At 69.0% G+C, this 13,252-nt stretch carries 12 protein-coding genes; 4 read left to right on the top strand and 8 right to left on the bottom strand.

Going from position 1 to position 13,252, the window contains the following annotated elements:
* Positions 1-2: 2 nt before the first annotated feature.
* Positions 3-1,628, bottom strand: a complete 1,626-nt coding sequence (locus DBY63_RS01705) for a (2,3-dihydroxybenzoyl)adenylate synthase (RefSeq protein ID WP_108581126.1) — start codon at positions 1,626-1,628, stop codon at positions 3-5.
* A complete protein-coding gene (locus DBY63_RS01710; RefSeq protein WP_256594333.1) occupies positions 1,625-2,812 on the bottom strand; it encodes an isochorismate synthase MenF in 1,188 nt (395 codons plus the stop codon). Before DBY63_RS01710 ends, DBY63_RS01705 begins: the two co-directional genes overlap by 4 nt.
* Before the next feature lie 274 nt (positions 2,813-3,086).
* Between DBY63_RS01710 and fepB the strand changes: the two genes are divergently transcribed.
* Positions 3,087-4,055 carry a Fe2+-enterobactin ABC transporter substrate-binding protein gene (gene fepB, locus DBY63_RS01715; protein WP_108581128.1) on the top strand — a complete coding sequence of 323 codons (969 nt, stop codon included), beginning with the start codon at positions 3,087-3,089 and terminating at the stop codon, positions 4,053-4,055.
* Positions 4,056-4,280: 225 nt separating this feature from the next.
* On the opposite strand, the gene entS is transcribed toward fepB, so the two are convergent.
* The gene (entS, locus tag DBY63_RS01720; protein WP_108581129.1) at positions 4,281-5,510 is read right to left on the bottom strand and encodes an enterobactin transporter EntS; all 1,230 of its coding nucleotides are present in this window, start codon (positions 5,508-5,510) and stop codon (positions 4,281-4,283) included.
* A gap of 126 nt (positions 5,511-5,636) precedes the next feature.
* Between entS and fepD the strand changes: the two genes are divergently transcribed.
* From fepD to DBY63_RS01735, 3 genes are read left to right on the top strand one after another with little or no spacing between them, the layout of a single operon-like run.
* On the top strand, positions 5,637-6,632 hold the full coding sequence (fepD, locus tag DBY63_RS01725; protein ID WP_108581130.1) for a Fe(3+)-siderophore ABC transporter permease: 996 nt from the start codon (positions 5,637-5,639) through the stop codon (positions 6,630-6,632).
* Complete coding sequence (gene fepG / locus DBY63_RS01730; RefSeq protein WP_108581131.1) at positions 6,629-7,627, top strand: iron-enterobactin ABC transporter permease; 999 nt, start codon at positions 6,629-6,631, stop codon at positions 7,625-7,627. Before fepD ends, fepG begins: the two co-directional genes overlap by 4 nt.
* A complete protein-coding gene (locus DBY63_RS01735) occupies positions 7,624-8,421 on the top strand; it encodes an ATP-binding cassette domain-containing protein (protein ID WP_108581132.1) in 798 nt (265 codons plus the stop codon). The genes fepG and DBY63_RS01735 overlap by 4 nt, the downstream gene beginning before the upstream one ends.
* On the opposite strand, the gene DBY63_RS01740 is transcribed toward DBY63_RS01735, so the two are convergent.
* The 5 genes from DBY63_RS01740 to DBY63_RS01760 are packed head-to-tail and all read right to left on the bottom strand — an operon-like array spanning position 8,418 to position 13,244.
* Positions 8,418-9,548, bottom strand: a complete 1,131-nt coding sequence (locus DBY63_RS01740; protein WP_108581133.1) for a M20 family metallopeptidase — start codon at positions 9,546-9,548, stop codon at positions 8,418-8,420. The genes DBY63_RS01735 and DBY63_RS01740 overlap by 4 nt on opposite strands.
* A 28-nt stretch (positions 9,549-9,576) precedes the next feature.
* Positions 9,577-10,332 (bottom strand): glutamine amidotransferase, encoded by a 756-nt coding sequence (locus DBY63_RS01745; protein ID WP_108581134.1) that lies wholly within the window; start codon positions 10,330-10,332, stop codon positions 9,577-9,579.
* Positions 10,333-10,352: 20 nt separating this feature from the next.
* The gene (locus DBY63_RS01750; RefSeq protein WP_027599919.1) at positions 10,353-11,438 is read right to left on the bottom strand and encodes a phosphotriesterase-related protein; all 1,086 of its coding nucleotides are present in this window, start codon (positions 11,436-11,438) and stop codon (positions 10,353-10,355) included.
* The gene (locus tag DBY63_RS01755; protein WP_027599920.1) at positions 11,435-12,454 is read right to left on the bottom strand and encodes an ABC transporter permease; all 1,020 of its coding nucleotides are present in this window, start codon (positions 12,452-12,454) and stop codon (positions 11,435-11,437) included. The genes DBY63_RS01750 and DBY63_RS01755 overlap by 4 nt, the downstream gene beginning before the upstream one ends.
* A gap of 13 nt (positions 12,455-12,467) precedes the next feature.
* Entirely contained in the window at positions 12,468-13,244 is a 777-nt protein-coding gene (locus DBY63_RS01760; RefSeq protein WP_027599921.1) for an ATP-binding cassette domain-containing protein, read from the bottom strand.
* Positions 13,245-13,252: the final 8 nt, after the last annotated feature.

The raw sequence follows: 13,252 nt of genomic DNA on the forward strand, positions 1-13,252 counted from the left end.
CCTTAGGGACGCTCGGTGGATGGGGTCTGCAGCTGCTCGCGCAGGCGGCGCTTGTCGATCTTGCCGACGGCGGTGAGCGGCAGCTGGTCAAGGAACTGGAAACGGTCGGGCAGCTTGTACTCGGCCACGCCCTGCTCGCGCAGGTAGCGGCGCAACGCCACCGGCTTGAGCGCCGGATCGCTCACCACCAGGCAGGCGCAGCTCTTTTCGCCCATCAAGTCGTCGGCGATGGCGACCAGGGCCGCGTGGGTGATGCCGGGATGGCGCAGCAGCAGGCCCTCGATCTCGGCGGCGGCGATCTTTTCACCGCCGCGGTTGATCTGGTCCTTCACCCGCCCGACCACCTTGAGGTAGCCGGCGGCATCGCGCTGGACCACGTCGCCGGAGAAATAGAAGCCCTCGGCGTCGAACACCTGGGCGTTGTGCTCGGGGCTGCGGTAGTAGCCGCGGAAGGTGTAGGGGCCACGGGTGGACAGCAGGCCGGGCTCGCCGTCGGGCACGGGATTGCCGTCCTCGTCGGTGATACGCACTTCGTCATCCGGGCTCATGGGCCGGCCCTGGGTGGTGAAGATGCGCTCGGGTTCGTCGTCGAGGCGGGTGTAGTTGACCAGGCCTTCGGCCATGCCGAACACCTGCTGCAACTGGCAGCCCAGCTCCTCGGGCACGCGGCGCGCCTGGGCCTCGGCGAAGCTGGCACCGCCCACCTGCACCACCCGCAGGCTGGCGAGTCGCGCGCGCTGCTCGGGTGCGGCCGCGGCCTGCAGCCAGAGCGCCACCGCCGGGGGTACCAGGGCCACCCAGTCCACCTGATGGCGTTCGATCAGCGCGAAGCAGCGCAGCGGCTCGGGATCGCGGGCCATGACCACGCAGCCACCGGCGATGAAGACGCCCAGCGCGCCGGGCGAGCTGAGGGTGTAGTTATGGCCCGCCGGCAGCGCGCAGAGAAAGCGCGTCGCCGGGCTCAGGCGGCAGATCTCGACGCTGCGTCTGAGGCTGTAGTAGTAGTCGTTGTGGGTGCGCGGGATCAGCTTGGGCGTGCCGGTGCTGCCCCCGGATAGCTGGAAGAAGGCCACCTCGCCACCGGCGGTGGGCGTCAGCTGAAAACCGTCCAGCGGGGTATCCAGGCGCTGCTGGAGGCTGCGCGCGTCGTCGGCGCCGTCCAGCAGTACCTCGCCGATGCCCGGCGCCACGTCGCGCAACTCGGCGAGGAAGTTGTCGTCGCGGAACAGGTTGTGCTCGCTGGAGGCGATCAGCAACCGGGGCTGGATCTGCTGCGCATAGGCGAGCAACTCCAGCTTCTGGTGGCTGAACAGCGCATTGACCGGGGCGATGCCGGCCTTGAGCAGGGCAAAGAACACCACGTAGAACTCGGCCACGTTGGGCAGCTGCACCAGGGCCGTGTCGTGGCGGCGCAGCCCGGCGGCCTGCAGGTGGGCGGCCAGGCGACTGGAGCGCTCGTCCAGCTCGGCATAGCTCAGCTGCCGCTCGCCGCAGAGGATCGCCGGCGCGTCCGGCAGGGCCGCGCGGCTGCGCGCCAGGATCTCGGTCATCGGCAGGTCGAGCCAGTAACCCAGGGCGCGATAGCGCGCCGCCAGGTCGTCCGGCCAGGGGGTGAATTCCAGACTCACGTGGGGTTCTCCTCGTCGAGCAAACCACAGGCGGCACGCATGGTGCCCAGTTTGGCGGTGACCTCGGCCCACTCCGCCGCAGGGTCGGAGGCTTCGACGATGCCGGCGCCGGCGAACAGCCGCAGCCAGTCGCCCTGCACCGTGCCGCAGCGGATGGTGACCACCCACTCGCCGTTGCCCTGGGCATCGCACCAGCCGACCATGCCGGTGAACAGGCCGCGGTCGAAGGGCTCGATGCGCTGGATCAGCTGGCGCGCCGCGGCCGTGGGAAAGCCGCACACCGCCGGAGTCGGATGCAGGCGGCAGGCGAGTTGCAGCGCCGAGGTGCGGCTGTCGGCCAGCTCGCCGTCGATGGCGGTGGACAGGTGCCACATGGCGTTGGTGCTGAGCAGCGAGGGGCCTTCGGGTACGTCCAGCCGGCTGCACAGCGGCGCCAGTTGCTCGCGGATGTCCTCGATCACCAGACGGTGCTCGTAGTGGTCCTTGCTGGACTCCAGCAGCTCGCGGGCGACGCGCTGGTCTTCCTCGGGATCGGCGCGGCGCCTGGCCGAACCGGCCAGGGGATTGGTATGGACCTGGGCACCCTGCTTGCGCACCAGCAACTCGGGGCTGACCCCGACCAGCTCGCCGCCCTCGGCGGTGGGGATGCGGAATTGATAGCCGGTGGGATTCTGCCGCGCCAGATTGGCGAGGATGGTCTCCACGTCGGCAGGCTCGGCCAGGCGGATCTCCTGGATGCGCGACAGCACCGCCTTGCTCAGCTCGCCACGGCGGAAGGCCTCGATGGCCTCCTCCACCGCCAGGCAGAAGCCGTCCGCGCTGGGCAGGTTGCGCACCTCGCGCACCTGCGCCGGGGCAACCCCTGCGCTGCTGACCGGCGCCGGGCGCGCCGTCCAGGCATGCTCCCGAGGCACATAGAGGCAGGAGGGCCTGGTGGTATCGAAGGGAATGGCACCCATGATCACCGGCTCGGCGATGCCGGCCTGGCGGGCACGGGCGAAGGCCTCATCCACGGCGTGCAGGAACAGGCTATCCCGGTGCGCGCCGCCACTGGCCGGTGTCTCGACCCGGGCACAGATGCCCCGCCCCTGCAGGACGCGATCACCCGACTGGAACAGGAATGCGGCCTGTTCCCGACGATCGGCAGCGATTCCGCCGACCACCTCAGCCCTCTTGCTCGTCATTTCGATGGACCTCTACACGAATGATAATGCTTATCAATAAGCAGAAGCTAAAGGTTGGCTGCCGGAAAGTCAATTCGTTAGGGACCGAACGATCTCGCCGAATGGCCAGCAACCCTTTGAAATCTCTGGTGAATCTCCACTGGGCAGAGCGCCGGCGGGTACCGGATCCACGGCTCCTGCCCTGGCCCTGTCGGCTACGGGAAAGGAACGACTTGCTGCCCAGGGGGTGGTTCTTTGAAAATGAGAGTGATTATCTTACAACTGGAAGGCGTCCATGTTCAGCTTGTTGTCAGTGTTTCGCATTCTCACCACTCTGGCGGTCGCCACCCTGATCCTGGGCGGCCCCGCTCAGGCGGCGGACTGGCCGCGGCAGATCAGCGCCGACGGCAGCCAGGTGACCCTGCCCGCCAAGCCGCAACGCATCGTCTCCACCAGCGTCACCCTTACCGGTTCCCTGCTCGCCATCGGCGCGCCGGTGGTGGCCAGCGGCGCCACCTCGCCCAACAACAGATTCGCCGATGACCAGGGCTTCCTGCGCCAGTGGGGCGCGGTCGCCAGGCAGCGCGACGTGAAGCGGCTGTATATCGGCGAGGCCAATGCCGAAGCCGTGGCCGCCGAGGCGCCGGACCTGATCCTGGTCAGCGCCGCCGGCAACGACTCGGCGCTGCGGCTGGTCGAGCAACTCAAGGCCATCGCCCCGGTGCTGGTGGTGGGTTACGACAATCGCAGCTGGCAACAGGTGGTGGAACTGCTCGGCCAGGCCACCGGCCGCGAGGACGCCGCCCGCAAGGTGGTCGGCGACTTCGACCGGCGCGTCGCCGATCTCAAGGCGCGCCTGCAGCTGCCGCCGCAACCGGTGTCGGCCTTCGTCTACAACCCGGCGACGCGCCAGGCCAATCTCTGGACCGCCGCCTCCTCCCAGGGCCAGTTGCTGGAAAGCCTGGGCTTCACCCTGGCGAAACTGCCGGCGGGGCTGGAGACCGGCCATAGCCAGGGGCAGCGCCACGACATCCTCCAGCTCGCCGGCGAGAACGTCGCCACCGGTCTCACGGGCCAGACCTTTCTGCTGTTCGCCGCGGACGCCAAGGAAGCCGAGGCGGTACGCAGCAATCCGCTGCTGGCGCACCTGCCGGCGGTCAAGGACAACCGCGTGGAAGCCCTGGGCGCCGAGACCTTCCGCCTCGACCCCTACAGCGCCAACCTGCTGCTGGATCGCCTGGAGGAGCGCTACGCCAAGCCCTGAGCAGAACAGTTACTGTGAGGTTTTCTAGGCGAGGAGTCTGATAGCGGCCATGGCGGTCCGCCGATGCGGCCGATCCTACAAGACATCGTTGTTTTGGTGATCGCGGCCATGGGCCGCTCCTACAGGTGCCGGCTAGCCTGTAGGAGCGGCCCATGGCCGCGATCGGTCTTGTCCACTGCTGATCGCCGTATGCACCCGTTAGAAACGCCGTGGCGGTTTTACACGCTAGGCGCCGAGGCTTTCCGCTCGACGCAGACCACGGGCCAGCGCCCAGCAGAGGGCAGCTACCCCGGTGGCGACCAGACCGAAGACGCAGGCTGCCTGCGCCGGCAGCATCAGGCTGGCCAGACCGCCGAACAGCGCCGCGCCGATGGCCTCGCCGCCGATGTTTTGCGCCGTCCACAGCGCATTGATGCGCCCCAGCAGGCGATCCGGGGTCAGGCGCTGGATCAGCGCGTACTGCACCAGGGAATTGAGCGCGCCCAGGTAACCGAACAGCACCAGGCACAGCGCTGACAGCCAGAAGCCGGGCAGCAGCGCGAACACCGCCACCGCGAGAAAGGTCGCCACCGCGGTCATCAGCAGGGTACGTCCCGGGCGCGGCGCCTGGTTCAGTCGACCGCTGGTGAGGGCGCCGATGGCCGCACCCAGAGGCGCGGCGGCATAGAGCCAGCCCAGGTGCCCGGTATCCAGCCCCCAGTCCTCCCCCAGCGACGGATAGAGCACCCGCACCGCATTGGCCATGGTGACCAGGGCGCCGACCGGGGCGACCGCGCCCAGCAGGCGATTCTCGAACAGGAAGACGATGCCGCCGCCCAGGGCCTGCCAGGGCGTTTCGCGTGGCTGTTCCGGCGGGGGCAGTGGCGGCAGGCGCAGCAGCACCAGCAGGGTGATGAGGGTACCGCCGGCGGTCAGGCCGTAGTTCCAGGCCACGCCACTCTGGGCGATCAGCAGGGTGCCAAGCGGCGGGGCGACGATGGCCGCCACCCGCACGCTGAGCATGTTCAGGGCGCCGGCCTGCACCATGGATTCGCGGCCGACCAGGATCGGCGTGACCGCCAGCAGCGCGGTCACGCCCAGGGCGCCAAAGAAGCCGTCCCACAGCGCCAGCAGGTAGATGGCGGTCAGCGACGGCTCGGGCAGGCTGGCGTTGACCGCCAGGCCGATGAAGCCCAGGCCGCAGATGGAACGCGCGGCCAGGATCAGTCGGCGCCGCTCCAGGCGGTCGGCCAGCACCCCACCGGTGAGCAGGCCGACGAACATGCCGATACCGGCCATGCTCAGCGCCAGGCCCACCTTGAGCGGCGAGTCGGTCAGCGCCTGGACCTGGATGGGGATGGCCACGGCCAGGAGGCCGAGGGACAGCACGGAGACCAGGCGGGCGATGAACAGGGTGCGAAAGGCGGCGTGGGACCTGAGCAGGCCGAAGTCGAGCAGGAAGGACGTCTTGGACATGAATCACCGGAAAAACACAGGGGACGCTATCGAGCCGCCGGGGCAAGGCTGTTAGCATGTAATACAGACTATCATGTGTTAATACGCCTTGTTCTCATCCACTCCCCTCCCCGTAGGTCGTCGCGGATGACCCCGCGCCGCCTCCTCATCCTCGGCTGCGCCGCTGTCCTGCTGCTCCTGGTGATGGCTGCCAGCCTGGCGCTCGGCGCCACTGCCATACCGCTGGCCGACGTCTGGCAGGCACTGGGCCAGGGCTGCAGCGAGCCGGCCTGCCTGATCGTGCGCGAAGCGCGGCTGCCGCGCACCCTCGCTGGGCTGCTCGCCGGGGCGGCGCTGGGCGTGGCCGGCACCCTGATGCAGGCGCTGACGCGCAATCCCCTCGCCGACCCGGGCATCCTCGGCGTCAATGCCGGAGCCAGTTTCGCCGTGGTGCTGGGCATCGCCCTGTTCGGCGCCAGCGGTCCCGAGCAATACCTGGGCTTCGCCTTCGGCGGCGCCCTGCTGGCCAGCCTGGTGGTGCTGCTGGCCGGCATCGCCGGTGGCGGCGGCTTCAACCCGATGCGCCTGGTGCTGGTCGGGGTGGCCCTGGGCGCCATGCTCGAAGGCGTCAGCTCGGGCATCGCCCTGCTCGATCCCCAGGTCTACGATCAGCTGAGATTCTGGCAATTCGGCTCCCTGGACGTCCGTCAGCTCGATCTGCTGCGCAGCGCCAGTCTGCCGCTGCTGGGTGGCGTGGTCATCGCCTTGCTGCTGGCCCCGGCGCTCAATGCCCTGAGCCTGGGTAGCGATCTGGCCGTGGCCCTCGGCACCCGGGTCCGCCAGACCCAGTTGCTCGGCCTGCTGGCCATCACCCTGCTCTGTGGCGCCGCTGCCGCGGCGGTCGGCCCCATCGCCTTCGTCGGCCTGATGGTGCCGCACCTGGGTCGCTGGGCCATCGGCGAAGACCATCGCTGGCTGCTGCCCTTCGTCCTGCTGTTCACCCCCAGCCTGCTGCTGACCGCCGACATCGTCGGCCGCCTGCTGGTGACCAACGAGCTGCGCGTCTCGGTGGTGACCGCCTTCCTCGGCGCGCCGCTGCTGATCTGGCTGGCACGCCGTCAGCGCCAGGGAGGTCGGGCATGAACCGTCCCGGTCGCCTGCGCCTGCCCGGCGTGCTGCTCGCCCTGCTCGGCGGCGCCCTGTTGCTCGCCCTGTTCGCCCTGGGCAGCGGCAGCCTGGCCCTGAGTCCCGCCCAGGTGCTGGCCGCCCTGCTCGGGGAGGCACCCCGCGGCATCGAACTGGTGGTCACCCAATGGCGCCTGCCACGGGTGGCCCTGGCGCTGCTGATCGGCGCCGCCCTGGGCCTGAGCGGCGCGCTGTTCCAGTCACTGCTGCGCAACCCTCTCGGCAGCCCGGACATCATGGGTTTCAACACCGGCGCCTACAGCGGCGTGCTGGTCGCCCTGGTGCTGTTCCAGGCCAGCATCCTCTGGAGCACCACCGCCGCCCTTATCGGCGGCCTGCTCAGCGCGGCCCTGGTCTATGCCCTGACCTGGCGCGGCAGCGGCGTGGATACCCTCAGACTCATCATCGTCGGCATCGGCGTGCGCGCCCTGTTGATGGCGCTCAACACCTGGCTGATCGTCCATGCCTCCCTGGAAGCCGCCTTCAGCGCCGGCCTGTGGAGCGCCGGTTCCCTCAACGGTATCACCTGGGCAAAGGCCTGGCCGGCGGTGGTCTTCATCCTGCTGGCGGGTGCGGCCAGCCTGGCGCTGAGTCGCCGGCTGTTCCTGCTGGAGATGGGCGACGACACCGCCTGCGCCCTCGGCGTGCCGGTGGAGCGCACGCGGCTGTCGCTGCTGGGCCTGGGCGTGGTGCTCACCGCCGCCGGCACCGCGGTGGCCGGCCCCATCTCCTTCATCGCCCTGGCCGCGCCGCAGATCGCCCGCCGCCTGACCGGTACCCAGCGCCTGGCGCTGCCCGCCGCCGCCCTCACCGGCGCGGTCCTGCTGCTGGGCGCGGATCTCATCGCCCAGCGCCTGTTCCTGCCCTATGTCCTGCCGGTCGGCCTGGTCACGGTGAGCCTGGGTGGGCTCTACCTGATCGGCCTGCTCATCTGGGAGTCCCGCCGCTCATGAACGACGCCCCCACTTCGCGCCTGCACGCCGAGCGCCTGACCCTGGGCTACGGCCGTAAGCTGATCGCCGAAGACCTGTCGCTGACCATCCCCGATGGCGAGCTGACGGTCATCATCGGCCCCAACGGCTGCGGCAAGTCGACCCTGCTGCGCACCCTCAGCCGGCTGCTGGCGCCCAGCCAGGGCCAGGTCTGGCTGGACGGCCAGGCGATCCAGAGCTATCGCACCAAGGAGGTGGCCCGGCGCCTGGGCCTGCTGCCACAGAGCTCCCAGGCCCCGGGCGACATCTCGGTGCGCGACCTGGTGGCCCGTGGGCGCTATCCGCACCAGACGCTGTTCGGCGGCGTGCGCGCCGACGACGAGCGCGCGGTCACTCACGCCATGCAGGCCACCGGCGTCTTCGAGCTGGCCGACCGGGCGGTGGACACCCTTTCCGGCGGCCAACGCCAGCGGGTCTGGATCGCCATGGCCCTGGCCCAGGAAACCCCGCTGCTGCTGCTCGACGAGCCCACCACCTGGCTCGACATCACCCACCAGATCGACCTGCTGGAATTGCTGGAAGATCTCAATCGCCAGCAGGGCCACACCCTGGTGATGGTGCTGCACGACCTCAACCACGCCTGTCGCTACGCCACCCACCTGGTGGCCATGCGCGACGGCAAGGTGCTGGCCACCGGCCGCCCGCGCGACGTCATCACCCCCGCGCTGATCAAGGCGGTCTACGACCTGGACTGCCTGATCATCGACGACCCCGTGGCCGGCACCCCCATGGTGGTACCCCTGGCGCGGCGCTAGCGTCCGGCGAGTATCCAGTCCCGGAGCAACTGCCCGTAGAGCTCGGTGCCCTCCTCCAGGCGTTGCACCTCGCAGTATTCGTCCACCTTGTGCGCCATGCTCGGTTCTCCCGGCCCCAGGATCAGGGTGGGCGGATCGTTCAGCGCGGGCAGCAGCACGGCGGCATCGGTGAAATAAGGCACCACGCTGGCGGGCAGCGCCTCGCCGTGCAGGGTGGCGCAACGGTCGAAGACCTGCCGCACCCAGGCGTCGCTCCTGTCGGCACAGACCCCGGGCAGATCCACCAGGACCTCCAGCTCCAGATCGCTGCCCAGGTGCTCGGCCAGACGCCGCTGGATGTCGGCATGCTCCAGGTTCGGTGCGGTCCGCAGATCGAGGGTGAAGGCGGCACGATCCGGCACCGAGTTGATGTTCAGTCCACCCGTGACGGTCCCCACGTTGAGCGTGGGTTGGCGCATGAGCGGATGCGGCGGGCCGACGGCGAAGGTGCGCGCCTGGCCAATGGCCTCGGCCAGGCGGTAGATGGCGTTTTCCCCCTCCTCGGGCATGGCGCCGTGGGCCGTGCGGCCATGGGCGGTGCAGCGGAGCCAGAAGGCGCCCTTGTGCCCCAGTACCGGCCGATTGGCGGTGGGTTCGCCCACCAGCAGCGCGCCCAGCTCGCCAAGCAGGTGCGGCGCGTCCCGGCACAGCGCCCGGGCGCCGTCGCAGCCGGTTTCCTCACCGCCGGTGAGCAGCAGCCGGACGCCAGGCCCCTGGGCGATGACCTCGCGATTGCGCTGGCAGGCGACGATGAAGGCGGCGATGCTCGCCTTCATGTCGCTGGCGCCGCGGCCATAGAGGCGCCCTTCGGCCACCTCACCGGCGAAGGGCCCGTGGCGCCAGGTGCCATTGCCCAGGGGTACCACGTCCAGGTGCCCGGTAAAGCCCAGCGGTTTGCCGGCCCCGCGCCCCGGTAGCCAGGCCACCAGGTTGCAACGTCGTTCGCCGAAATGCTGCAATTCGCAGTGGAAGCCCGCCTCGCGGAGCGTCGTGACCAGGAACTGCGCACAGGCTTCTTCATCGCCCGGCGGATTGAGCGTGGGAAATCCCAGCAGCGCTCGGGTCAGGGCCAAAGGATCGTCGAGCATTGGGGATCTCCAGTCGGACTACGGGTGATCAGGCGCGCCGCGAGAGCCAGTCCAGGCAGTTGAGCCAGAAGCGGCGATAGGCATCGCCGGCCAGGAAGTCGTCGGGCATCCAGTGCATCGACATGTCGCTGGTCCAGACCAGGGTACGCCCCTGGCCGACTTCCCGGGTCGCCAGCAGCGGATGACCGCTGCCCGAGACGCTCGCCACGAGCTGGGCGTCCGGATGCAATTCCACCTCGTTGTAGCCCAGCAGATAGGACCAGTCCTGGGGCAGGCCACGCAGCAACTCATGCTCGCCGTGCACCTCTGGCGTGAAGCCCTCGGGCACCTCGATGCGGTCGTCATAGGGCAGGCAACGCACCGGCAGCACCTCTTCCACCGCCGTGCCGCGATAACGGGCCCCCCCGTTGATGCCCTGGAAGCTGTAGTAGCCACCGACCATCATGAGCGCGCCACCCTGCAGCACATACTCGCGCAGCGCCGTCAGGCGATTCGGTGTGCGGCGGCTACGCAGCCAGGTATCCGGATGCAGCAACAGGCTGTTGGCACCGATATCCGACAGGATGATCACCTGGTAGTCGCGCAGGGCCTCCAGCGTCGCCGGAAAGTCGGTTTGCGCCTGGTCGGCGCACATCTGGGTGATGGCATAGTCGCTGTCGGCCAGTGCGGTCAGCAGGCGCTGGGCGCCATTGTGGGCGGTGACGGAGGCGAACTGGTCGAAGCCTTTGATATGGGTCGCGGTGCTGACCCAGGATTCGCCAGCGAGCAGAACGGACTGTTTCATAGGTTCTCCGGTTGCGGACATTAGGCCGATCGAACGCGCTGGAAGACGCGGCGCGGGTTGTCGATCAGCAGGGTTTCCAGTTGCGCCCCCGTGACGCCGTGGCGGCGCAGACGCGGGACGAAGTGCTTGAGCAGGTAGCCATAGCCGTGGCCGCCGTAGCGGGTGAGCATGGTCTTGAGAAAGACGTCCTGGGACAGCAGCAGGCGCTCGCCGTAGCCGGCCTCCAGCAGACCGACGAGGGCGCGGGCGTTGTCTTCGTCGGACGGCGACTGGGCGGCCTCGTCGGCGAAGTAGTAGCCCATGCCGATCATGTCGTATTCGAGGAAGGCACCCCGCTCCGCGAGTCCGTGCTGGTAATCGAGGTCGCGATGACTGGGATTCATGTGGCAGAGCACCACGTGGTGCAGGTCGGCGCCCTCGGCGGCGGCGATGTCCAGCACCCGGTGACCCAAACGTTCCCAGCCGGGCAGATGGACCGCCAGGGGCACCCCGGTAAGGCCGCTGGCCCGGGCGGCGGCGCGCAGGGATTTTTCCTCGCTGTCGGTAAAGGCGGCCGACACCCCGATCTCGCCGATCAGGCCGGCGATGACCTCCGGCTTTTCCGCCGCTCCGCCCACGTCGTGGACGATCTGGGCGGTCAGTTCCTCCACCGAGCGCTCCCTGACATAGGCCGGGTGCGAGGGCTCCAGGTAGAAACCGGCGCCCATTATGATGTTGAGACCCGTGAGCCGCGCGATGCGCTGCAGCGCCTGGGGATCGCGACCGATGCCCAGGTTGGTGGGATCGACCACCGTCTCCCCGCCCAGGGCGCGATATTTCAGCAACTCGGCGCAGGCCAGCTCCACGTCGAACAGCTGGCAGTTGTCGCGGCTGACCAGCGGATTCATATGCAGCTCGCCGAGCAGTTCGATGCTCACCGGCTGCTCGGCCAGGTGTCGCTCGCCGCAGCAACGGGGTGGCACCCATTTGCCGGAGGCGTCGAGCAGAATGTGCTCGTGCATCAGGGTCACGCCCAACCGGTCCACCGGCAGCGGGCCAAGCACCGTCATGGCATGGCCGCTGTCGACCCCGACCGGAAGCGGCTCGGGATGGCGAAACAGACTCATCCGCCTACCCTCCCCAGCGGGCGGCCGGTCTTGAGGATGCGGGTGTTGAGCCAGATGGCCAGCAGCACGATGGCCCCCGTGGCGATCTGGGTATAGAAGGGCGACACATGGGCGAGGATCAGGCCGTTCTTGATCACCGCCATGGTCAGCACGCCCAGCAGGGTGCCAAGGATGGTGCCGAAGCCGCCGAACAGACTGGTGCTGCCCAGCACCACCGCCGCGATGACCTCCAGTTCGAAGCCCTCCCCCTGGTTGGAGGAGCCACTGCCCAGCCGTGCCGTTACGATCATCCCGGCCAGCGCCGCCGCCATGCCGCTCAGGACGTAGACGCGCAGCAGCACGCCGCGGGTATTCACCCCTGCCCGGCGGACGCTTTCGGCATTGGCGCCAATCCCCGTGAGATAGCGCCCGAAGCGCATCCTGCCCAGCAGCAGCATGCCGCCCAGCACCGCGAAGAGCGCGAGCCATACCGCCAGCGGCAGTCCGAGCACCCAGCCGCGACCGAGCGCGAGAAAGGCGCTGAATTCACGGGGAACCGGAATGGAATAGCCCTGGGTGATGAGCAGCGCCAGGCCGCGAATGATGGTCAGGGTCGCCAGGGTCACGATGAACGCCGGGATTCCCGCGTAGGCGATGAAGTAGCCGTTCAGCGCACCGATCAGCGCCCCCACCAGCAGGCCGCCGGCCAGCACCACCGGCCAGGGCAGCTGCCAGGTGTTGAGGCCGAGGGCGGCCAGGGCGCCCACCAGGGCCAGGGTGGAACCGACCGACAGGTCTATGCCACCGGTGGTCACCACCAGGGTCATGGCCACGGCCACGATCAGCAAGGGCGCGTTCTGGCGAATGACGTTGAGCAGGTTGCCGCTGCTGAGGAAGTTGTCGGTCACCAGCGCGAACAGCAGGCAGCAGAGGGCGAAGAACAGCGCGATGCTGGCGACGCCGGGATAGTCGTGCAGCAGGCGGCGCAGCGGTGACTGCACCACCACGCGCTGTCGGGTCAGGTCGAGGGTATTCATGAAATCCTCCGATTCAGGCGCAGGCGGAACGGGCGGTGAACTTGTGGCCGACGATCAGCTCGACGATCTCGCCCAGACTGGTGTCGGCCACCCGGCGCTCGGCCAGGTTCTGGCCCTCGTACATCACCATGATGCGGTCGCAGACCAGGAAGAGATCCTGCAGCCGGTGGGTGATGAGGATGACGCTCACCCCCTGGCGGCTGATGGTGCGGATCAGCTCCAGCACCGCCTCGACCTCGGCCACCGCCAGGGCGGCGGTCGGCTCGTCCATGATCAGTACCCGGGGTTCGAAGGCCGCGGCGCGGGCTATGGCCACGGCCTGGCGCTGGCCGCCGGAGAGGTGGCGTACCTGGGCGCGGGTATCGGGCAGGCTGATGCCCAGCCCCTCGAGGATGCGGCGCGCATCGGCGTGCATCTTGCGCTCGTCCAGCAGCGGCAGCCCGAGCAGCCGGCGGCGGGGCTCCCGCCCCATGAAGAGGTTGCCGGCCACGTCCACGGTGTCGCACAGGGAGAGATCCTGATAGACCATCTGGATCCGACAGCGCTGGGCATCCGCCGGGCCTTGGAACACCTCTTCGCGGCCGTCGATGCGGATGCAGCCACTGGTGGGCAGCACCGCGCCGGAAAGAATCTTGGTCAGGGTCGATTTGCCGGCGCCGTTGTCGCCGACCAGCCCCAGGACCTCGCCGGGCTGCAGGGCGAGGTCGACGCCGCGCAGGGACTGGATGGAGCCATAGCTCTTGGTGATGCCGGTCATGCTGACCCGGGGAACCGTCGTCGCAGTGTCCATGCTCGGTC

The sequence above is a fragment of the Pseudomonas sp. RIT411 genome (assembly GCF_003057735.2).
GTDB lineage: Bacteria > Pseudomonadota > Gammaproteobacteria > Pseudomonadales > Pseudomonadaceae > Chryseomonas > Chryseomonas oryzihabitans.

Excerpts from the sequence above, each read along its gene's own strand:
- entS (WP_108581129.1), bottom strand. The coding sequence starts at position 5,510 with ATGTCCAAGACGTCCTTCCTGCTCGACTTCGGCCTGCTCAGGTCCCAC.
- DBY63_RS01710 (WP_256594333.1), bottom strand. The coding sequence starts at position 2,812 with ATGACGAGCAAGAGGGCTGAGGTGGTCGGCGGAATCGCTGCCGATCGT.
- fepB (WP_108581128.1), top strand. The coding sequence starts at position 3,087 with ATGTTCAGCTTGTTGTCAGTGTTTCGCATTCTCACCACTCTGGCGGTC.
- DBY63_RS01755 (WP_027599920.1), bottom strand. The coding sequence starts at position 12,454 with ATGAATACCCTCGACCTGACCCGACAGCGCGTGGTGGTGCAGTCACCG.
- fepG (WP_108581131.1), top strand. The coding sequence starts at position 6,629 with ATGAACCGTCCCGGTCGCCTGCGCCTGCCCGGCGTGCTGCTCGCCCTG.
- DBY63_RS01760 (WP_027599921.1), bottom strand. The coding sequence starts at position 13,244 with ATGGACACTGCGACGACGGTTCCCCGGGTCAGCATGACCGGCATCACC.
- DBY63_RS01750 (WP_027599919.1), bottom strand. The coding sequence starts at position 11,438 with ATGAGTCTGTTTCGCCATCCCGAGCCGCTTCCGGTCGGGGTCGACAGC.
- DBY63_RS01745 (WP_108581134.1), bottom strand. The coding sequence starts at position 10,332 with ATGAAACAGTCCGTTCTGCTCGCTGGCGAATCCTGGGTCAGCACCGCG.
- fepD (WP_108581130.1), top strand. The coding sequence starts at position 5,637 with ATGACCCCGCGCCGCCTCCTCATCCTCGGCTGCGCCGCTGTCCTGCTG.
- DBY63_RS01735 (WP_108581132.1), top strand. The coding sequence starts at position 7,624 with ATGAACGACGCCCCCACTTCGCGCCTGCACGCCGAGCGCCTGACCCTG.
- DBY63_RS01740 (WP_108581133.1), bottom strand. The coding sequence starts at position 9,548 with ATGCTCGACGATCCTTTGGCCCTGACCCGAGCGCTGCTGGGATTTCCC.